The sequence below is a fragment of the Spirosoma lituiforme genome, assembly GCF_054776635.1.
The window spans coordinates 991897-1013959 of record NZ_BAAHBO010000001.1 but is presented as its reverse complement, the minus strand read 5'-3'; the positions used below and the strand labels follow the sequence as shown (position 1 = coordinate 1013959).

Here is a 22063-nt window from a genome sequence, read left to right as displayed (position 1 = left end):
ATGAAAAAGTACGTAATCGGGGCAGGCTTGTGGGTGCTGAGTCTGGGCTGGACAACCGCCCAGCCAACACCCGCTGCTATGCCGCTGGATCAGGCCGTTCAGCGTGCCTTACAAAACAACAAGGCAATTAAACTGGCCGATTCGCGCTCGCTGGCGGCCGAAGCCCGCTCGCAGGAAGCGAAAGATCGTAGTCTGCCCCAGGCAAATGCATCATTGGCGTACTCACGCTATAGCCTGACCGGGCCTTTTGCGTTCGGGCAGGGGAGTGATGGGAAAGCGCTGGCGTCTATTCCGGCAGGGGCGTTCAACGCCACCATTGGGGGCGCTACCATCAGCAAGGAAATATTCGGCGGCTTCGCGGAGAAAACAGCCGAACTGTCGGCCAGTTTGCTGGCCAAGGCCAGTCATCTGGATGCGCAGCGTAACCGTTCCGAACTGGTTTACACCGTTACGGATGCTTACTATAATATCGTTAAGCTGATTCGGTCAACGAGCGTGATTGATCAGAACATACGGCAGTTCGATGAACGGGAGCGGGAAGCCCAGAATTTGCAGAAAGAAGGGGTTGTTACGGCGAACGAGGTCCTGAAAATTCAGTTGCAGCGGAACAACTTACAGCTCAGTCGCCTGCAGGTCGAGAAAGCCCGACAAACGGCTCTGTACAATTTCGGTCTGCTCATCGGCCTGCCCGACGACCAGGTTATAACCGTCGACACAACCTTGGCCAATCCGGTTGTTACCGCCGAGCCCCTGAGCAATTTCCTGGGGCAGGCCTTACAGAGTCGTCCGGAGGTGCAGGCGAATGCCCTGCGGGTACAATCCGCCGAGGCTATGCTACGCAATACCAAAAGTGTGATGTACCCTCACCTGGGCGTATCGGCGGGGTACAACTACATCAACCCAACGGCGCGGCTTATTCCCGAAGGCAGTTCCTTCATAAGCGCCTGGAATGTAGGAGCTGGGTTGAGCTACAACATCGGTTCGCTGTACAACATGAAAGGCAAACTGAATTCGGCTAAAACCGCCATCGATCAGGCTACCATACAGGGCCAGCAGCAAACCGATCAGATTCGATCGGAAGTTGTAACGGCTTACAACAATTACCAATTGGCGCTGGAGCAGCAACATGTGATTCGCACGGCGGTTGGGCAGGCGCAGGAAAATTACCGCCTGACCGAATCCCGCTTTCGGAACGGGCTGGTTGGTTCTACGGACCTGCTGGAGGCCGATAGCTTTCTGCTTCAGGCGCAACTCAATGTCATCAATGCCACCGTGGATGCCCAGCTGGCGTACCAACGGCTGCTAAAAGCCACGGGTCACAATCTTTAATTAATCTCACGTTCCGACGAACGACATAATCATGAACAAGAAAACTTTATTCCGCGTAGGGGGCGTCATTGTCCTGGCCATTGCTCTCTTTTTCGGGTACAGCGAGTTCCGCTACCTGCAACGTCATGAAACAACCGACGACGCTCAGATAGACGGGGATGTAAACCCGGTCATCCCCAAAGCGGGCGGCTATGTGAAAGCCATCCGGTTCAAAGACAACCAGTTTGTTAAGGAAGGCGATACGCTGATCGTTCTGGACGATGCCGATTATAAAATTCGGGTGGCGCAGGCCGAAGCGGCTTTGCAAAGTGCTATGGCTTCGGCGGGCGTTTCGCGCTCGCAGGTTAACGTGGCATCGGCTACCATCCAAAGTTCGCAGGCAAGTGTCCTGACCGCTCGTAATCAGGTAGCTACGGCCCAGGCTAACGTAACGGCGGCTCAGGCGCGCGCCCGGAAAGCCAATCAAGATTTTGAGCGGTACAGCCGATTACTGGCCGAAAAAACGGTTCCGCAACAACAGTTCGATGCTGTACAGGCCGAACGGGATGCCGCACAGGCGCAGGTTCAGGCGGCCCAGGCTCAATTACAGACAGCGCAGGCCCAGGTAGCGGCTGCCGGCACGCAAACGGGGGTTACCAATTCGCAGCGCCGGGCAACGGAGGGGCAGATTTCGGTGGCCCAGGCGGCCATCAAACAGCGCCAGTCAGACCTGGATTTAGCTAAACTTCAACTGTCGTATACCGTTGTGAAGGCACCCATTGCCGGTGTCGTGTCGAAGCGGGCCGTACAAGTAGGTCAGCTGGTGCAGGCTGGTCAGGCGTTGTGTTCAATCGTTGGTAATTCGAGCCTGTGGGTAACGGCTAACTTCAAAGAAACGCAGTTGAAACAGATGCAGACCGGCCAGACGGTCGAGATTGATGTGGACGCGTTCGAAGGCGAAAAGCTGATCGGCCATGTCGGATCATTTGCCGGTGCTACGGGCGCTAAGTTCACGCTCCTGCCCCCCGATAATGCAACGGGTAACTACGTAAAAGTGGTGCAACGGATTCCGGTTCGGATCGAGCTGGATAAAAACGGCCCGCTCTATGCCAAACTTCGTCCCGGCATGAGCGCAACCGTAGCGGTGGATTTGCAGAAGTAGAACCGGTATTTGGTTTGGGGTTTACGGTTGGCTGACGCGAAAGCAACTGGCGCGGCCGCTAACCGAATACCCCAAACCAAATACCCCAAACCGTAAACTCATGAAAAAGTTAGGTTTTGATAAATGGATCGTCGTCATAACGGTGACTACGGCCGCCCTGCTGCAAACCATCGACTCATCCATCGTTAACGTTACCCTGAACCAGATGATGGGTAACCTGGGTGCATCGCTGGGTGATATTAGCTGGGTTGTTACGGGATACGCAGCCGCCAGTGCGGTCATGATTACGATGTCGGGCTGGCTAACGGCCAAACTGGGTCGCCGGAATTACTTCGCTGCGTCGATTATTCTGTTCACCATCGCATCGGTATTCTGTGGTACATCCACCAACGTCTGGGAGCTTGTTTTCTTCAGGGTTGTTCAGGGCATTGGGGGTGGTGGGCTGTTAACGACGGCCCAGTCTATCCTGATTCAGACGTTTCCGAAAGAGGATCTGGGTATTGCCAATTCTATCTTCGGGCTGGGTGTAATCATTGGCCCATCCATCGGCCCTACGCTTGGTGGGTTCATCACCGACAACCTGTCGTGGAACTGGGTATTCTACATCAACATCCCGTTCGGTATTCTGGCTACTTTCCTGACGTACACGTATATCAAGGAACCCGCCGAAAAAATGATAGCGGGTAAGATGGACTGGCTGGCACTGATCCTGCTCATTATGGGTATTGGTGGTCTACAGATTATTCTGGAAAAAGGCGAAGAAAAAGACTGGTTCGATTCCAGCTTTATCGTTGGTATGTCTCTTGCCGCTGGTGTCGGTCTGATTGGGTTTATCTGGCGGCAACTGGCAGTCAAAATTCCGATTCTGGACTTGCGTTTATTGCTTCAGCGCCGGTTTGCCGTGGGTACCCTGTTCAACTTTATTCTGGGATTTGGTCTGTTTGCGTCGGTCTTTATTATTCCGGTTTTCTGTCAGACCATTCTGGGCTTCACCGCCAGCCAGACGGGGTTATTGCTTATGCCGGGTTCCATCGCTACGGGGTTGATGATGCCGGTTGTGGGCGGGCTGATGAGTAAGAATTACATTTCTCCCGTTTGGTACGCGGGTATCGGCTTCCTGCTGTTCTTTGGCTTCTGCTTCGATTTATCGGCCATTAGTCTGGCGGCTGGTCCGGATTATTTCTTCTGGCCGCTCATCATCCGGGGTATTGGTATGGGCCTGATTTTTATCCCGCTGACGACTGTTACCCTGGCCGATCTGAAAAACATCGAGATTCCGCAGGGGTCGGCCCTGACGGGTATGATCCGGCAATTGGGCGGTACGTTCGGAACCGCCATCATGACGACCTACATCTCAACGCGCACCATGTTTCACGCATCGCGGTTGGGCGACAACGTTTCAATATATAACCCGCTATCGGTTGATCGTATCCGGCAGTACACCGGCCTGTTCCTGTCGAAAGGGGATGCCTTGATGGCCGCTACCAGTAAAGCGTACGGGGTTATGCAGGGTGCCGTGATAAAACAGGCCCTGGTCATGACCTATGCCGATGCGTTTCTGGTGATCGGTGGTTTCTTCCTGATTTGTGTACCGTTGCTGCTACTCTTCATCGGTAAGAAAATCGAAGCCCCCGCCCATACCGAAATGGTGATGGAGTAGGCGGGTAACGAATCTAGTTTGTTTCGTATAGCACGAAGGCCGGGACATAGCATCCCGGCCTTCGTGCTATGCGCACAGTAGTGTCAATAGTAAGCTGTTACACCCTTGTCTGGGCTATTTGGGCTACCTTGGCTTTAGTATCTTGTATCTTAAGTTTTAACAGGATTACAAAACCGGGATCGAGTCTGGTCGTGTTCTTTGCCACAAATTTTTCTGCAGAGTCCAAGTTTTTTAGCGCCTTGTTCCAGTGAATTTCATTTCTCATGGATCCAACATCAACTTTGTACGCTTTATGTACACCCATACCCCCCTTTACTAAGGAAATAGCGACCCCTCCGCCACCTGCCGCAGCGCCAACGGCTGATGCCGCTCCTGCCTGTGTAGCGGCCGCAAGTCCTCTTGTCAGGGCCTCTTTACCGCCTACGCCACCAGCTCCTTTTAATAGCTCCGTTCCCCCTACGACCGCTTTGCCATGTTGCCCTTCTCCGCGTTGTGCGTTTTCCAGTCCTACTTCCGCTACTGATCGTGCAGCACCCACCCCTACGCCCGCGGCCGCTGAGGTTGCGGCAATGGCGATGGCACCCGCAGTCATTGGAATGGCGGCAAGCCCACCCGTGGCTACAATGCCGGCAATCATTAACCCACCGCCTATCAGACCTAAGGCTATCTGAGCGCCACTTAATGCAGCCAGTGTGTTTCGCCACTTAGCCACATCTTTCTCATTCGCATCATATAGTTTAATAAGTTCATCAACTTTTTCGCACCAATCGAGTAACTTGGTGCAAACGTCCATGCTCATTTCAGCGGGCATACTAATACGTACAGGAGGCCGTCGCTTAGTGCGCGCTCTCGTATGTACCTCTTCCCAGGACTCTTCTGTTTCCTGCACGACAGCCAGCCGACTGCCAGAGGATGTCGTCTCCACCCTTGACATCAGTTCAACCCCGGCTTCGTGTTCATTCAAGGGACCATCTCCGAGGTATGGAGCGGGAGCGGTGTCATCATCCCAACTACCGGTTATGCCTATACCATACCATCCCTGAGTTCGTGTGCCCCCACCTTTCCAGTACCTTCTTTCCCGCCCGTCGGAGAACACTTTCTTAGCAGCCCAGTACCCATCCGATACCGAAGCAGCCGTTCGCTGAGCTGCACTCGGCGCTGGACGCGAGGCAACTGTCAGCGCAGTACCCACTTTGGTTGTCATATTACTGGCTCTACCTGACAGTGGAGCGCGACTGGGAGATTCCATAAATCTAAAGAATTATAGAGAAAGAATGAGTAAGGTTAATCGTTTGATTGGAACGCTAGTAAGTGTAACCTGAAATTAACGGATTTTAAATTAGTAGGTAACTTTTTCGAACACACGGTAGTCATACTATCGTCGTTGGTGATAAGCGGCTGTTGCCTATCAATAACCGGCCGCCTGCCCGTCCTTCCTGGATTCGGTTGCGCCGTGGTAAACTTTGTTTTTGGCGTCATACATGATGGCCTGATAACCACCGTAGCCACCAAGGCCATACCCGATTTTATGCCCTTTGCGCATCAGGTCGCGGATGGTTTCGTAGGGGTAGCCCGACTCCAGGGTGATTTGTCCCGAGTCTACCATTTTCTCGCCCGTTGGTTCCGACGATCCTTGGTGATCAATACGGGGCGCGTCGCCAGCTTCCTGCGGGTTCATACCGAAGTCGATCATGTTCATCACGATCTGCACATGGCCAAGTGGCTGAAAGCTGCCACCCATGACGCCAAAGCTCATAAAGGGTTGTCCATCTTTGGTAATAAAGGCCGGAATGATGGTCTGGAAAGGGCGTTTATGCGGGGCAAAGGTGTTGTTCTGGCCGTCAGTCAGGCTGTACAATTCGCCCCGGTCCTGAAGCATAAAGCCTAGTCCATCGGGGACCATTCCTGAGCCAAAGCCCCGGTAATTGCTTTGGATCAGCGAAACCATATTTCCGTCTTCGTCGGCTACGGTCAAATAGATCGTATCGCCTTGTTTCAGCGCCGGGTTGCCGGCTTCTACCCGGCTGGCTGCCCGGTTCAGGTCAATGAGTTTACGTCGTTCGGCAGCGTAGCGTTTGCCGATGAGTTCCTGCACGGGGATTTTAGCAAAAGCCGGATCGGCGTAATACTTGGCGCGGTCTTCGAACGCTAGTTTTTTAGCTTCGATAAACCGGTGAATGTGCTCGGGACTACCCCAGGGTATTTGCGAAAAATCGTACCCTTCCAGCAGGTTCAGCATCTGAAGCGCGGCAATACCCTGGCTGTTGGGGGGGAGTTCCCACACGTCGTAACCCCGGTAGTTGGTCGAAACGGGTTCAACCCATTCGGAGGTATGATCCGCCAGATCTTTGGCGCTCAGGTAGCCGCCCATTTTCTTCATGAACGCATCAATCGTTTGGGCAATATCGCCTTTGTAGAAGGCATCCCGGCCACCTTTGGCGATTTTTTCCAGGGTTGTGGCCAGGGCTGGATTTCGGAAAAGCTCCCCGCGTTTGGGCGCCGTTCCGGCGGGGGCGTAGGTTTCTTTCACATTCGGGTAGTTACCGAATCGGGCAATCATGGACGGCCAGTAAAAGGCGGCTTCATCGTGAACAGGATAGCCTTCGCGGGCGTACCGGATCGCGTGTGACAGAATGCTGGTCATGGATGCTTTCCCGAAACGCCTGTGCAGTTCGAACCACCCATCCACGCAGCCCGGTACCGATACCGGCAGCGGCCCATCGGACGGAATGTGTTTGAGCCCCCGTTTCTGCAATTCGGCCAAGGTGAGCGTGTAGGGTGACCGGCCGGAGGCATTCAGGCCATAAAGCTTTTTCGTTTTGGCATCCCAAACAATAGCGAACAGGTCGCCCCCGATGCCGTTGACGTGGGGCTCTACCAGACCCTCCATCGCATTGGCGGCAATGGCGGCATCAATGGCGTTACCGCCCGATCGAAGCACGTCGATGGCGGCCTGGGTCGAGAGCGGGTGGGAGGTACAGGCCATGCCGTGACGAGCCATTACAACCGCACGGGTCGCGAATGATTTTCCGCTGAGCCGATCCTGGGCATGCGCCAGCGGTAATAGGGAAATCCAGCAGATGAGGGTGAGTATCGTTCTGATCATGAATAGGTTATGCGATTGGCCTGAAAAGACTTGTGCCACGATGACGACACCATGGCACAAGATACAAAAGGAGTTAAACATTTACCGGGCAGTTGCAACCGGCCACGGCTTTTTGCGGGAATCCCGCCAAAACTTATTCCGTCAGGATCACTTTACGACTATGCCGCTGCTGATTTTGGGTGAGTGTCAAAACATAACTGCCCCTGTTTAGCTGATCCACCGCTACATTGATCAGGTTTTCGCCCGGTATAACCTGGTGGTTTGTCTGATGAACGGGCAAAGCGGCTGAGTTGACTAACTGGATAGTGGCCTCGCCAGCCGTTTCGGCATAATACTGCACCCATAAACTCTGCTTCGCCGGTATTGGATACACATTTTTTACAAGTGGACCCACTGCGTTATACTCGTCTGTATTACCTAACCGGCTACCGGCGTAGGCGGTCGAAGCGGGATATAACCGGCTCTGGGGAACCGTTTGCTGGGTTTGTCCCGGATAGGACCACCACAGTTTCGCCAAAGCCCCGCCATTGTATTCAAAATATTCCAGGCGGATGTCATACCGTTGTCCGGCGGTCAGGTTTATGGATGTGCCGTTGTTAACGACGGGCGGGTGGGCGTTCCAGTCATTGATAAGCTGAATGCCGTTGACCCACAGCCGAATTCCATCATCGGCGTTGGTGCTGAAATAATAGGTGCCACTAACGGGCGCTTCAACCTGACCCGTCCACCGAACAGAGTAATTATCGATATTGACCGTGCCCGAAGCAGGCGAACCTGTTCCCCAATCGAAGTCGATTGTTGCGTCGGTACGAGTCAGTACACTGGGCGCGTTTAAATATTGGTTGTTGAAATAAGCCGCCCGTAAGCCTGTACCACTTCCATTGGGATTGGTACTAACCGAAGGTTGGGCCGACCCCACGCGCCGAAAGGCGGCATCCGGAATGGCCTGCTTGCCCAGATTGGGGCCGCTGTAACTGGCAATCAAGGTTTGGCCGCCACCGCCTTGCAGGAAAAGAATGCTGATGGCGTGCACACCCGCCTTTAGACCAATCGTGCCCGACCGCTCCTGTTCGGCATGCAGACCGTCATTATTAACGACCTCGGTAGAGCCGATCAACAGCTTGCTGCCGTCGTCGGAGGTGGTGTAGAACGTGTAGATGCCGTCGGTTGGAACGCTGATGTAGCCCGTGTACCGAATGCTGTAAGTGTTGTCGCGGTTGCGGACCGACAGGTTGAGGTTTGTGCTGGTTCCCGTTTTGGTCGGGGTAAGGGTCGTAAAGTCGGGCAGGTTATTCCAGTTTCCTTCGTAGTAGCTGTAATCCAGACCAGCCGTTGTGTTGGCCGGATTGTCGGCATTTCGTAAAGACTGAACCGGGGCTACGCGTTTGAAGGCGGCATCCGGAATGGTCTGCTTGCCCAAGTTAGGACCGCTGTAACTGACGCTTAGTGCCTGGTCGCCACCACCTTCGAAATAGAGTACGGTCAATGCATGGAGACCCGCCTTCAGACCAATGGACCCCGAGCGTTCCTGGACAACGTGCCCACCATCGTTGTTGACGACTTCGGTAGAGCCGATCAGCAGTTTGCTGCCATCGTCCGAATTGGTGTAGAATGTGTAGATGCCGTCGGCTGGAATGCTTACGTAGCCCGTGTAGCGAGCCGCAAAATTATCATCCCGGTTGCGGATTGCCAGGGTGGGCGTGTTAATAACCCCGGTCTTAACGGGGGTCAGGGTACTAAAGGTTGGGAGATTATTCCAGCTTCCTTCGTAGTAGCTATAATCTAGTCCGGTCACGGCATTGGCTGGATTGTCGGCATCGCGTAATGGCATCGATGCGGCAATATCTTTCAGCAAAATCAACGACGAAAAGGCGGGTACCGTTACCTGTCCTGTGTAAATGCGGTTACGCATGTCGCGGTAGGTGCCATCCAGAGATACCTGACTTGGATTGGCTGAGCTATTGACCAGGGCCTTGATGTAATCGTCTGGATTACCCGACGAATAGGTGATCGGACTGTTAACGGTGTTCTGGTCTTTACCATACTGACTTTGCCACTGCGCCAGCGAAAGATTTGATCCGGTCGTTCGGTTATACACGGCCAATACCTTGTACGTATCTTCAAAAGGACGACCGTAGGCATTATAATCGAACTGGCCGTAGCTGCTCAGGTCATTCTGATTCGACTCGTATTTCACCGTAAACTGGTTGGCCAATCGACTCACGAATAGGTTATTCTGAATCTGATTGTTACGGGGCTGGCATCCGTCCGCGCTTGTAATGGCCAACTGACCCTCACTGTTGTTGTAAGCCGTATTTCCCGACAGATTAATTGCCGACGAACCGTGCAGAAAGAAGCCCAGCCCCCGGCAGTTGTACACCGTATTGTTGGTTACCTCCATGTTCTTCGTACAATCATCGAGGTAAATGCCGTGGGCGCCCGAAGACGTGCCGTTGGGCGATCCTTCGGGAGCACCAATGCCGTTGAAAACAACATTCGAGATCAGGCGGATACCGCTCATGGCCTGCTGATTACCATTCCAGATGTACAGACCGCTGCCATCGCTTTTGGTCAGGCAAAAGTTGCTAATCTGGTTGCGCTGAACGGTGGTACTGGCCGAGAAATTAAGGGCGTTGTAGCCTATGTTATCGAGGACATTGTTTTCGATCAATGTGTTGGCAGTGCTGGCCGACTGAAAGCCAACATACGTGCCATCACCACTTTTCCCGAGCCCCGGAATCAGGCCAACGCGCCGGAGGGTGTTACCCCGGAAGGTGACATTCTGGTAGGCCGCAATGACAACGCCATTGTTGTTGGCATCTTCAATCAGGTTATTTTCCAGTAACAGTTGTTGTCCGGCCCCCTGAATACACAACGCATCTTCTCCCGATTGCGTAATGTCTACGTTGCTGACCGTCAGGTTGGAACTGTTGGTGGCTAGCAGACCCGTTGCCAGTGTCTGGGTAATCTTCAGATTGCGAATCGTTATGAACGAGGCCGACGAGACACTGGTCCCTTCCGAAAAAACCGTGGCCGCTACAGACTGACTGTTGGGGTTTGTCTGATCATCGTATAGGAAAATCGTTTTAGTCGCCGGGTTGTAAAACCATTCGCCCCGCTGGTCGAGGGTAGACCGGTGGTTCTGAATAAAATAACCCCAGTTATCGGTAATGTCGTAAGTGCCGGAAGAGACCAGCGTGAGGGTGTTGCCCGACTGCGAGGTGATGGTTGCCCGGTTCAGTATCCACTGCACGGGCCGGAAAACGGCTTCGGCACCCGACCAGTTGGTCGATAGCCCCTGTTGGCTGGTGAGTTGTGTTTTTCCATTGTGCGACTGAACCGTCAGATAGCCTTTGTTGGCTGCACTGAGGTTGGGGTAGCGGCCGAGTGGGAGGGGCGTGTTGTCGCGGTATAAACCCGTTACCCGATCTCCGCAGCTTGGGCAATTGGCCTGCCATACATTGTTCCCTGCGTTAGTCCAGTTACCAACCGCTACCGCGCCGGATAAAACCGGCTTGTTGCCCGAGCCGTACGCATCAATCACAATTGGACTGGTCGACGTACCTGACTGTCGAAGTTGAAGGCTGCCCCGGAAGGTATCGTTTCGCCGGAATAACACCTGATCGCCGGGTTGCAGCGCCAGGCTGTTAACTTTTGAAATAGTCTGAAAGGGCGAGTCGCTGGTGCGTCCGGTGTTTGAATCGTTGCCCGAACTGGCTACGTAGTAAGTAGTTTGCCCAATGGATGGGGATAGATTACCGACCGACAATAAGCAAACAGGAACACAACGAAATAGCATCGCTACTCGTTGAGATAAATTTTTCTTCATGTTAAGTACGGAAATAAGGTAGTCAAATTTTTATATTAGTAAATATATAGTTACCGAAATTAGTCAGAAAACTATGATATCACTTATACATCTGCAATTTTTAGGCCGATTAAATTTGACTTGCCTCATTAAATTGTACTTTACAGCTATTTTGTTATCAAAAATTAGTTTTAGTAAACTTTTGTACTATTTAGTATTAACGTTCGCTGCCAACGAGTATAAAATCTTGCTGATACAGCTATAAAATTTCACGTTAAAAAAATGTTATACGAACGATTCCGGCTTGTCAAAACGCAAGAAACCCCTTCCTGCAACAGCCTGAATCGGGTTGTCGCCGGAAGGGGTTTCTCTGATTAGCTGGTTTGAACGGGTACGTTATGGAGTACCGTTCAGAACTGTGCTGATTAGCTAAGGCTACTTATTTTTCACTGGCAGTATACTCGTAAATGCCAAGACCCAGTACCTCGCTTGTTTGCTTTCTAAGTTCCTGCCCAAGTGCAGGGTTGTTTGCCAGTACCTGGCCGTAGCTTGGAATCATCTCTTTCAGTTTTTGCTGCCAGGTATCGGTCGCCAGTTGCTCGGGGAAGCAGCGCTTCAGCAAATCGAGCATGATCGATACCGCTGTCGACGCGCCTGGGGAAGCACCCAGCAAAGCCGCAATGCTGCCATCAGCTGCACTAACCACTTCGGTGCCAAATTCGAGTACACCGCCTTCTTCGTCGTCTTTCTTGATAACCTGTACCCGCTGACCGGCAATTTCCAGCTCCCAGTCGTCCATCCTGGCATCCGGGTAGTACTCCCGCAAAGCATTCAGCCGGTCTTCGGGCGATTGCAATACCTGTTGAATCAGGTACTTTGTCAGGGATACGTTATGAAGGCCGGCCATGAGCATAGGGGCCATGTTGCTCAGCTGAATGGATTTAGGAAGGTCCATGTACGAGCCACTTTTCAGGAATTTGGTCGAGAAGCCAGCGTAAGGCCCAAACAGAAGTTCGCGCTTGCCGTCAATCATGCGGGTATCCAGGTGAGGGACTGACATTGGGGGGGCACCCACAGACGCTTTGCCGTATACTTTAGCCTGGTGTTGCTCAATAACCTCGGGGTTAACGCACTTCAGCCACTGGCCGCTAACCGGGAACCCCCCGAAGCCCCGGCTTTCGGGAATGTCCGATTTTTCGAGAAGCCGCAACGAACCACCACCCGCCCCGATAAATATAAACTGGGTCTGAATATCGCGAACCTGGTTGGTTGTCACGTTCTCCACCCGAAGCTTCCAGCCCCCCATCGATTTAGACCGCCATAAATCGCGTACGTCGTGAGCAAAATGAACATGGACGCCGGGCATATCGTACAACCGGCGAAACATAGCCCTGGTCAGCGCGCCGAAGTTGACGTCGGTACCGATGTCCATACGGGTAGCCGCTACCGCCTGCGCCGGGTCTCGATCCTGCATCACCAATGGCATCCACTCGGCCAGTTGAGCTGGGTCTTCCGAATAGCGCATACCATGAAACAGGTAATTCTGCTGGAGTGCCTCAAAGCGTTTGCGCAGATACGAAACGTTGTCTTTGCCCCACACAAAACTCATGTGCGGAATAGACCGGATGAAATTGGGGGCGTCATTCAGAAACCCACGTTGAATGAGAAAAGCCCAGAACTGCTTCGACAGCTCGAACGATTCGGCAATTTTTATGGCCTTGGAGGGGTCAATCGAACCATCTTCCTGTTCGGGAGTGTAGTTGAGTTCGCAAAAAGCCGAGTGACCGGTTCCGGCGTTATTCCAGGCATCCGAACTTTCGGCAGCCGCGCTGTCCAGGCGTTCATAGATGTCGATTGTGATGTCGGGTTGCAGTTCTTTCAGCAACACACCTAGTGTGGCACTCATGATGCCAGCTCCAATCAGAACTACATCGGGACCTTTTTGTATTGTTTTACTACGTTTCGCCATGATTTAAATAGGCAGCTAAAATGTATTCTATTCGGGTATGTATTCCTGTTATAGTTACAAAGTTGGCAGGCCGGATGTTCCAAAACCACCGATTTACCTTTGTTTTATCCGTTTTTTATTCTCTGGTGACCGGTGCGTTTGCATTGGCAAAGCTCATCAGACGTCGTATCCGTGGTGTATTCGGTGTCCGCACGTCAGGTAATCCGGTCCGGTGCGCCAATGAGAAAGCGGGCAACCCATCTATTTTTGATAGTTTTGGCTTATGAAATACCCGTTTCGTGCCTTCGTATGGCTCTGTTTGTGCGTGCTCCTACTTGGTCAGCCAGTTCAGGCTCAACCGCTATCTGTTGCTCCGGTGGGGCCTGAACCGGCGGGCATCCGGCAGGGACGATTCATTGGTGTACTGGTGGGCACCGCGGCTTTTTACACCATTACATTACTCATGCTGCGGAAGCAATGGTATAAGAAAAAAGTGCCGTTTCATTCCTTCAATGACAATCGGGAATGGCTCCAGATGGACAAAGTTGGCCATGCGGCAACGGCTTATTGCATGAGCAGGGGAGGTTACGAGTTAATGCGCTGGAGCGGAGTAAACGAACAAGCCAGTATTCTGACCGGTGGCCTGCTGGCTTTACTGTTTCAAACGACGCTGGAAGTGTACGATGGACATTCGGAAGGCTGGGGTTTTTCGAAAGGCGATATGCTGGCCAACGCTGCCGGAACGGCCCTCTTCATGGGGCAGCAATACGGGTCCGGTCAGCAGGTTGTGAGCTTAAAATATGGATTTCGGAAAACGATTTTTCCGCCTTTCCGGCCTAATGTACTTGGTAAAACAACGGGGGTGCAAATGTTGAAAGATTACAATGGGCAGCAGTACTGGTTATCCGTTAATCTGGCGTCTGTATTACCCGTTGGCCCTTCATTTCCGCGCTGGTTAAATATAGATGTTGGGTATAGCGGTAGTGGTATGATTGGCGGGCATGAAAATCCACCACTGGTTGATAGCGAAGGCCGCCCGGTTAAGTTTGACCGATACCGTCAGTTTTTTATTTCACCCGACGCCGATTTATCCCGGATAAATGCTTTTTCGCCTTCCCTACAACGGTTTGTTGGAACGGCCCAATTCTTTAAAATTCCGGCACCTTCGCTGGAATTCAATCGGGTAAAAGGATTTCGTTTTCACCCGTTTTTGTTGCCAAAAGAATAAAGGAAACCGTAGATCAATGCCGTTTTTTTACTTAAATGGCTATGCCATAGCTACTCAATGTTGTTTGTGAATCACGTACTTAGAACGAAGGTTTTTTGGTAAGTAGTTTCTGCATTCAGAAAAGGCTGCCTTCTGATCGCTTCCGCTCGCGGTCTACACACCGGCGATACTGCTTTGTTGACGATCAAGACGTTACCTTTTACGCGTGTGGCTGATCAATCCTTACTAATAATCCGTTCCCGGAAAACTAGTTGCCTAATTTACGTTGTACATTTGTCTGTGCTTTCGACGAGAGTAGGTCTTTTTTGCGGTGTATAAAAAGCAATAAAAACGACATTCCGCTTTTTCGTACCAACAGAAAAAATAGTAAAATGAATTTCGAGGAATATTTGCTCCAGAAGAAAATAAACGCCAGCCTTTTTCAGCAAAACGAGCCGTCTCGATACACTGAATGGCAAAACGAATTTAATCAGCTTCATCCGGACAGTTTTACCGTTCAGAAGAAATTTCTTTTGAATGATACCCGAAGAAAGTACCTTGTTCGTTAAAAAAGTATTATGTGGCCCGAAGGTCGGGTCAACATTTACGTTATAAATCAGCTTTATTCAACTATGAGCCTCACGTTAGGAGAACTACGCGGTATTACCGATGCCGTATTAAATGCCTTGAAAGGACAAGGAATCAGTGATAGTGATTCGCTTTTGGAAGCGACCAGAACGCCATCGGATCGTAAAGCGCTGGCGTCGACAAGTGGCGTCGATGCAAAGATTATTTTAGAATTAGCTAATCGTGCTGACTTGGCCCGAATAAAAGGAATTGGTCGCGTGTACAGCGACCTGATGGAAGAAGCCGGCGTTGATACCGTTAAGGAATTGGCCGAGCGGGAGCCTAAAAATCTGCACGCTAAACTAATAAAAATAAACAGCGTCCGCCAGTTTACACAACGCCCGCCTTCGGTAGAGCAAATCGGCGACTTTGTGGAGCAGGCCAAGAATCTAGCGTATATATTGGAGTATTAATCGAACCTTCCTCGCAACCATAGCCCATCAACCAAAAAGGCCCACCGCTTAGTCGGCTGGGCCTTTTTGGTATTTATCATCAAGCGGATCATGATCGATTTTTGGGTTCGCGCAGGTATTTTTCAAGCCGGGTTTCTAATTCGGGTTGGGTAAGGTTCGTAAACAACTCACCGTTAAGGGCTAACGATAAACGACCACTTTCTTCCGAAACAGCAATGACGGCCGCATCTGTTGCCTCACTCATTCCCAAAGCCGCCCTGTGGCGAAAGCCAAGTGAAGGCGGCAACTCGTCGTCTTCCGAGACGGGCAAGATACAACGGGCCGCCCGAATCCTCCCTTCGCTAATGATAACCGCTCCATCGTGCAGGGGGCTGTACTGACTAAAAATGGCCAGTAGGAGCGGTTTCGACAGGTCGGCATCAATGACTTCGCCCGACTCCGCAAACTTCTCCAAATCGTCGTTTTTCTGGAGGACCAGCAACCCCCCCGAAAACTCGGCACCCAGCGTTTTGCAGGTGTCCAGAATAGGCTTCAGGGACGTTGTCGCTTCTTCAGCACCCGTGAAGTCGCGGAGAAGCCATCGACGCAGCCACCGGTTGTTTGATAAGTTGGTCGACTTGCCAATGAGCAGCAGAAAGCGTCGAATTTCGTGCTGGAAAATAATGATCAGGGCCAGGGCACCCACACTGATAAAATATTCAAGAATGGTGGTCATCAAGTTAAGGCCCAGTGCCTTAACAATCAGATAAGCCAGATACACCAATAAATAACCAACGAATACGCGGCTGGCAACGCTTCCCCGAACGAGGTTGTAAATTTGGTAGATAAGGAGGGTGACCAGGCCAATATCGAGAAAATCGAGCCAGCCGATGTCTAAAAACCCCAGGCGAAATGCCAGCATGAATGAATGGATAAAGTTTAGGGGCTAAATATAGTCAGAAACCGGTGGAGGTAGGTCAAAGAAATAGTTAGTGGTAAGCAACGGGCACAAAACAATCGTTTTGGTCAGTAGCTTACCACAATCAGACTTTATACGGGCGTTGTTTCGCCCTCAATAGCCAGGTACGTTTCCGGAAAAATGGTACGCGCTTCGTCCAGAAACAAGTCAAATTGCTTGTAGCGCGATGAGAAATGGCCAATCAACAGTCGTCCGACTCCGGCTTTTGCGGCAATCGTAGCCGCCTGTTTGGCCGTAGAATGGTAGACTTCAGCCGCCCGTTGGGCATTGTCTTCCAGGAAAGTAGCTTCATGATACAACAAACTAACTCCCTGCAATTGCGGCACCAGCTCCTCTACGTAACGCGTATCCGAACAATAGGCATAGGAGCGGGAGAGAGGGCCCGGTTCGGTGTAGTCGGTAACCGCGTACAGAATCTCACCATCGTCGCCCATGATATCGTTACCATCTTTAAGCTGTTTCAGGTAGGCAACGGGCACGTCGGCCGGTAACTTCTCCCGAAGCAAATGCGGCTTATGCGGTTTTTCCCGGAAAAGATACCCGGAGCAGTCAATGCGGTGCTGCAACGGAATAGACTCAACCGTCAGTTGCGGATGGTCGAGCAAAAGAACCGATTCGCCAGGTTCAACGGGCTGAAAATGAAGGGTAAAGCCTAACCGTGAAGTCGAGACCCGAAAAATCGTGGTCAGTACCTCGTCTAGGCCGCGTGGCCCAAAAAGATACAGGTCTTCCGTCCGGCCACCCAGGTTCAGGCTCGACAGCAAAGGGGGTAAACCAAAGTAGTGATCCCCATGGAGATGGCTGATAAAAATGTAGCGCAGGCGACCCGGCCGAATCCGCTGCTCGATCAGGCGTAGCTGCGTGCCCTCTCCACAGTCGATGAGCATATAGTCGCTACCCACAGTCAGCAGCTGTGCTGTTTGATGAAGACGCAAGGTTGGCGTCGCCGACCCGGCTCCCAAAATAGTCAGGGAAAAAGACGGGTTACCAGGCCGGACGTGTTCCGCATCCTGATTGGTTGTTGAGTTAGGCATCGGCGTTACCGACGCTCCCCCCGATGTCGTACTCGTCATCCTCTTCGCTCCGAAAGTCATTCTCCAATTCGTTCATAAACACGGCATCAACGGCTTCTTCAACGGTTGGAAGTATGGTCAGATCGCTGATATTGGCACTATCGAGTACTGTAATCAGGTCCTCATTTTTCGTAACCAGAACCAGCAGGCCAACTTCATTAATGCACTGTCTGTTTATCCGGCGAATGGTTGCTATACCCATCTGATCAACGGATTCGACAGGGGCAAAGTCAACAATAATATTGCTGTAGCCCTCCCGAAACAGACTCCGGCTTAACATCTCGAAGGTGGTCGATACGTCTTCCCCGAACTGACTTTCGGCTAACCGAATCAAGGCGAACTGTTCGTTTTTTTCGATTGTGTAATTCATGTATCGTCAATTTTGATCGATAAGCTGACCTGACCGCACCGCTGTCCAGTCAGCGGTTATCTTACGCTTGGTTTATGGTAATTGTTTGAATAACACTGGCTTCAATTCGGGCGAGCGGGTTGGTAGCGTCGGCGGGCTGAAAGGATTGCCCGGTAACTGTTTCGAACAACTCAATATAGCGGGTTGTGATTTGGTTAACCCATTCATCGGACATCATCGGAATTTGCTGGCCGGTTTTACCCTGAAAACCGTTCGCAATCAGCCATTCTCTAACGAATTCTTTCGACAATTGTTTTTGGGTCTGGCCTGTCTGCTGATTCTCGGCGTAAGTGTCAGCGTAGAAGTAACGTGAGGAATCCGGCGTGTGTACTTCGTCGATCAGGTAGACCTTGCCGTCCAGATTACCGAACTCGTATTTGGTGTCGACCAGGATCAGGCCCCGTTCAGCCGCCATTGCTGTACCGCGGGCAAAAAGAGCCAGCGCGTAAGCTTCCAGCTGAATGTATTCGGGTTCTGAAACGATACCCCGGCTTAGAATCTCTTCGCGGCTGATATCTTCATCGTGCCCTTCGTGCGCTTTGGTTGAGGGCGTGATAATGGGCTCGGGCAGTTTATCATTTTCGCGTAACCCATCGGGCAAGGCAACACCACAGAGCACTCGGTTCCCGTCGCGATATTCTCGCCAGGCATGACCAGCCAGATACCCGCGTACGACCATTTCAACGGCGTACGGTTCGCATTTGAGACCAATACTCACATTGGGATCGGGCACTGCTAGGAGCCAGTTCGGGACAATATCGGCCGTTGCGTTCAGGAAGTAGGACGCTGTTTGATTGAGCACCTGTCCCTTGAACGGAATGGGGCGGGGCAACACCACATCAAAGGCTGAAATCCGGTCAGATGCAATCATGACCAGTTTGTCAGGAAAAGAGTAAACATCACGTACTTTACCGCGATAAAAGGCCGTTTGGCCAGGAAATTGGAAATTGGTCTCCTGAATAGCGTTCATCTATTTACATTAAGTTGGGTCGATGGCGCGTTGGCCGGAGCCAACGTGGCCCGGCCAACGCGCCATCGACCTCTTTACAATTTTTCAATCACAATGGCTGAGGCCCCGCCACCGCCGTTGCAAATACCAACAACCCCGAAGCGACCGCCGTTTTGGTGCAGCACGTTGGTAAGAGTGGTTACAATACGGGCTCCAGATGCCCCCAGTGGATGCCCCATTGCAACGGCACCGCCCGCTACGTTCAGCTTCGTTTGTGGAATCTCCAGTACCTTACTGAATGTGAGCGGTACCACCGAAAAAGCTTCGTTTATTTCGAAAAAGTCAATGTCATTGGTAGTCAGCCCGGCCCGTTGTAAAGCCAGAGGAACGGCTTTGGTAGGTGCCGTGGTAAACCACTGAGGTTCCTGTTCGGCATCCGCATACGCCACGATTCGAGCCAGGGGTGTCAAGCCCAACTCATCCGCTTTTCGCCGGTTCATGATGACCAGCGCCGACGCGCCATCGCTAATGGGCGACGAGCTAGCGGGTGTAACGGTGCCGTTGGGCGTGAAAGCAGCCTTCAGGGTTGGAATTTTGTCGTAAATGACATTCTTGTACTCCTCGTCTTCCGTTATGGTCACACTGCCCTTGCGCCCGGCTACATCGATGGAGATGATTTCGGCGTTGAACTGACCACTTTGCGTGCTGGCTTCCGTTCGGCGGTAGGACTGTACCGTAAACGCGTCCTGCTCCTCGCGACTGATGCCGTAAGTCTCGGCTGTTTTGTCGGCAAAAACGCCCATTGCACACTGGTCATACACATCTACCAACCCATCACGGGCCAGTCCGTCTACCAGCTCGGCATTACCGTATTTATACCCAAAACGGGCTTTGGGTATGTAATAGGGAGTATTCGACATACTTTCCATACCGCCCGCCACAATAACATCCGCCTGCCCTAACTGAATCGCCTGGGCGGCCAGCATAATGGCTTTTGTTCCTGATGCGCAAACTTTATTAATAGTAGTGCAAGGAACGGTTGCCGGCAAGCCTGCCTTTAACGCAGCCTGTTTCGCCGGAGCCTGCCCGACGTTCGCCGAGACAACGTTACCCATGTACACTTCCTGCACCTGATCGGCCTGAACGTTTGCCCGGTTGAGCGCACCCCGAATGGCTGCCGCCCCGAGATCAGTCGCCGACAACGTTGACAAAACACCACCAAACCCCCCAATGGGCGTTCGAACAGCAGAAACAATTACGACTTCGTTCATAGTATACTAGTAACACCAACGCTTACCACCGGTTCCCGGTATCGGCTGGTTTTGTTGATCGTCGGGCCGAGCGGGTTAGTGCATACGGCAGGTCGTCGCTCTGCATGGCGTCGAGGAGTTGCAGGGCCTGTTCTTCATTCAGGTTCAGGCGCTGAAACCGGCGCAACAGCTCGTCCTGCCGGGCCGACCGTTCTACCTGTTGGCCACCCGCCGGGCGCGACTTGTTAACCTGCCTGGGTTTCTTATCCGCGGATTTCGGTTTTGTGGTCGGATCCGGTTTTTTGCCGGAATAATATTTCTTAACCAGCTCAAAATTATAACGGGCAGATTCGTTGTCGGCGTTTTCGAGCAGGGCCTGCTGAAACAACGACAAAGCCGTTGCGCTGTCACGCTCCAGACAGGCAATAACACCCAGTTGGGTAGCCGCTGCCGTACGTAAATCGGGCCGGTCTGACTGAAGCAACGTTTCGTACTGCGGCTTCGCCTTCGTGAATCGGTTTAATTTGAAATAGGTATGGCCCAGATTTAGCCGTACGGCCGGGTCAATGGTTGTGGTGGTCTGACTGAGCGTAGCGTAGAGGGAAAGGGCCCGGGCATACTGGCCGGCCTGGTAAGCGGCCTGGGCTTCCTGACGCATTTGATTGTTCCGGGAAATTGGACTCACCGGCAGTAATTCGATCCAGAGCAGCCAGGCGGTCATGAATAGATAAATCATCAGGCGTTAACGGATGGTGGACAAAAGTAAGGCGAAATGGGCAGACCAACTCACAATCGGAAGGTTCGAATGGTCACAATCAGATCAAGCGCTATGAATACCAGGGCCGCTATCAGAAAATAATAATACTTGTTCGTGGATACCGCCATCCGGTGCTGGTCGATAACCCGACCTTTCAGAGAACGTAAAACCCCGGCCAACTCGTTTACATAAAGTCCATTTGGATCGGCTTCAATGTACTGACCCCGGCCATCACGGGCCAGTTCCTGCAAAAACGGACGGTTGAGCCGACTCCGAACGATCTGGCGATTATCATCCCGGACAAAATCGCGTCCCATCTTGATCGACGCCCCCGTTTCCGTACCTACCCCAACGGTGATCAGGGGTAGCCCGAAGGATCGTAGACGAGCCAGTTCACTGCGTTCGCAGGGGCCAATATTCTCTCCGTCGCTGAAAAGCACAATGGCTCTAACGCTCTGGTACGTTGATGAGTCGGCCAGAAGTTTTTGGCGGGCGAGTTCAATAGCATTGCACAGATCGGTCCCACCGGTCAGTGAAGCACTCGTATGTACCTCGCGCATGAGTTGTTTAAGCGCGTCATGATCGGCCGTAAGGGGCGACAGCACGAACGACTCCTGAGTGGCCATAATCAGGCCGAACCGATCGGCTGGTAACGTATCACACAACTGTTGAATATCGTACTTTACCCGTTCAAGTCGGGTAGGAACAACATCGCTGGCATCCATAGAGCGCGAAATATCGACGAGCAGAAACGTATCGTGCCCGCTGGTCAGCAAATTGTCTTCGGCCTCGCCAAAGGACGGCCCCAGCAGAACAATGATTAACAACGTCAGGTAACTGCCCCGTAGAAAAAACTTGGGTACAACGCCCCAGGCGGCTGTATTTAGCTGACGAGCCAGTCGAAATGTGCGCCAGACGTACAGTATATAGAGGCCAATAAAGAGGCCTATAAAAATAAATTCGGTGCTGGATAACGAGTAAAGCCAGTTCATTTTGGGAAGTATTGGCCTGATGATGAGCCAAATCGCTCGATAGGGTTTATCGTCAGGAAGGGCGAAAGTAGCGATTTAAAAAATATTTTTTGATCTACCTCTTGCTGAGAACGAATTCTTACCTTACCTTTGTGTCCCAATCAATCAGGAAGAGATTTGATTGGCTTCGGAGAGATGCCTGAGTGGCCGAAAGGAACAGTTTGCTAAACTGTCGTACTGGTAACGGTACCGAGGGTTCGAATCCCTCTCTCTCCGCTGAGTGAAAGAGTACTTCTTCGGGGTGTAGCGTAGCCCGGTATCGCGCCTGCTTTGGGAGCAGGAGGTCGTAGGTTCGAATCCTGCCACCCCGACATTGAAAATCAGCCAGTTAGCTTAATTGTTAACTGGCTTTTTTGTTGTTGGTTGAAACAAGTATGCATTTCATCATAAGCCTCAA

The 22063-nt window shown here is 52.0% G+C and carries 16 protein-coding genes and 2 tRNA genes; 7 read left to right on the top strand and 11 right to left on the bottom strand.

Going from position 1 to position 22063, the window contains the following annotated elements; translation table 11 throughout:
* The 3 genes from ACYU87_RS04325 to ACYU87_RS04315 all read left to right on the top strand — a co-directional run bounded on the left by ACYU87_RS04325 (position 1) and on the right by ACYU87_RS04315 (position 4130).
* Complete coding sequence (locus tag ACYU87_RS04325) at positions 1-1329, top strand: TolC family protein (protein WP_461132790.1); 1329 nt, start codon at positions 1-3, stop codon at positions 1327-1329.
* A gap of 31 nt (positions 1330-1360) precedes the next feature.
* The gene (locus ACYU87_RS04320) at positions 1361-2470 is read left to right on the top strand and encodes an HlyD family secretion protein (protein WP_461132789.1); all 1110 of its coding nucleotides are present in this window, start codon (positions 1361-1363) and stop codon (positions 2468-2470) included.
* Between the two features lie 100 nt (positions 2471-2570).
* The gene (locus ACYU87_RS04315) at positions 2571-4130 is read left to right on the top strand and encodes a DHA2 family efflux MFS transporter permease subunit (RefSeq protein ID WP_461132788.1); all 1560 of its coding nucleotides are present in this window, start codon (positions 2571-2573) and stop codon (positions 4128-4130) included.
* Positions 4131-4227: 97 nt separating this feature from the next.
* Here the strand turns inward: ACYU87_RS04315 and ACYU87_RS04310 are convergent, their stop codons facing one another.
* From ACYU87_RS04310 to ACYU87_RS04295, 4 genes are all read right to left on the bottom strand, one after another.
* Positions 4228-5379, bottom strand: coding sequence for a hypothetical protein (locus ACYU87_RS04310; protein WP_461132787.1), 1152 nt, complete (start codon positions 5377-5379; stop codon positions 4228-4230).
* 159 nt (positions 5380-5538) lie between these two features.
* Positions 5539-7236, bottom strand: a complete 1698-nt coding sequence (ggt, locus tag ACYU87_RS04305) for a gamma-glutamyltransferase (RefSeq protein WP_461132786.1) — start codon at positions 7234-7236, stop codon at positions 5539-5541.
* Between the two features lie 133 nt (positions 7237-7369).
* Positions 7370-11065 carry a PA14 domain-containing protein gene (locus ACYU87_RS04300; RefSeq protein WP_461132785.1) on the bottom strand — a complete coding sequence of 1232 codons (3696 nt, stop codon included), beginning with the start codon at positions 11063-11065 and terminating at the stop codon, positions 7370-7372.
* A 418-nt stretch (positions 11066-11483) separates the two neighbouring features.
* Positions 11484-13013: a malate:quinone oxidoreductase gene (locus ACYU87_RS04295; protein WP_461132784.1), complete on the bottom strand. Its 1530-nt coding sequence runs from the start codon at positions 13011-13013 to the stop codon at positions 11484-11486.
* Between the two features lie 262 nt (positions 13014-13275).
* Here ACYU87_RS04295 and ACYU87_RS04290 point away from each other — a divergent pair, with 262 nt between their 5' ends.
* Both ACYU87_RS04290 and ACYU87_RS04285 read left to right on the top strand, forming a co-directional pair.
* On the top strand, positions 13276-14220 hold the full coding sequence (locus ACYU87_RS04290) for a DUF2279 domain-containing protein (protein WP_461132783.1): 945 nt from the start codon (positions 13276-13278) through the stop codon (positions 14218-14220).
* A gap of 611 nt (positions 14221-14831) precedes the next feature.
* Positions 14832-15239, top strand: coding sequence for a DUF4332 domain-containing protein (locus ACYU87_RS04285; RefSeq protein ID WP_461132782.1), 408 nt, complete (start codon positions 14832-14834; stop codon positions 15237-15239).
* An 88-nt stretch (positions 15240-15327) separates the two neighbouring features.
* Here ACYU87_RS04285 and cdaA read toward each other — a convergent pair whose 3' ends face one another.
* The 7 genes from cdaA to ACYU87_RS04250 form a co-directional block, all read right to left on the bottom strand.
* Positions 15328-16140, bottom strand: a complete 813-nt coding sequence (gene cdaA, locus ACYU87_RS04280) for a diadenylate cyclase CdaA (protein ID WP_461132781.1) — start codon at positions 16138-16140, stop codon at positions 15328-15330.
* Positions 16141-16268: 128 nt separating this feature from the next.
* Positions 16269-17231, bottom strand: coding sequence for a ribonuclease Z (locus ACYU87_RS04275; protein WP_461133628.1), 963 nt, complete (start codon positions 17229-17231; stop codon positions 16269-16271).
* Positions 17224-17640 (bottom strand): STAS domain-containing protein, encoded by a 417-nt coding sequence (locus ACYU87_RS04270; protein WP_461132780.1) that lies wholly within the window; start codon positions 17638-17640, stop codon positions 17224-17226. The genes ACYU87_RS04275 and ACYU87_RS04270 overlap by 8 nt, the downstream gene beginning before the upstream one ends.
* Positions 17641-17701: 61 nt before the next feature.
* Positions 17702-18649, bottom strand: a complete 948-nt coding sequence (locus tag ACYU87_RS04265; RefSeq protein ID WP_461132779.1) for a phosphoribosylaminoimidazolesuccinocarboxamide synthase — start codon at positions 18647-18649, stop codon at positions 17702-17704.
* A gap of 74 nt (positions 18650-18723) precedes the next feature.
* Positions 18724-19899 (bottom strand): acetyl-CoA C-acyltransferase, encoded by a 1176-nt coding sequence (locus ACYU87_RS04260; protein WP_461132778.1) that lies wholly within the window; start codon positions 19897-19899, stop codon positions 18724-18726.
* A 22-nt stretch (positions 19900-19921) separates the two neighbouring features.
* Entirely contained in the window at positions 19922-20614 is a 693-nt protein-coding gene (locus ACYU87_RS04255) for a tetratricopeptide repeat protein (RefSeq protein ID WP_461132777.1), read from the bottom strand.
* A gap of 50 nt (positions 20615-20664) precedes the next feature.
* Positions 20665-21627 (bottom strand): vWA domain-containing protein, encoded by a 963-nt coding sequence (locus ACYU87_RS04250; protein WP_461132776.1) that lies wholly within the window; start codon positions 21625-21627, stop codon positions 20665-20667.
* Between the two features lie 168 nt (positions 21628-21795).
* On the opposite strand from ACYU87_RS04250, the gene ACYU87_RS04245 reads away from it, so the two are divergent.
* Positions 21796-21882: transfer RNA gene (locus tag ACYU87_RS04245), tRNA-Ser, on the top strand.
* 21 nt (positions 21883-21903) lie between these two features.
* Positions 21904-21977: transfer RNA gene (locus ACYU87_RS04240), tRNA-Pro, on the top strand.
* Positions 21978-22063: the final 86 nt, after the last annotated feature.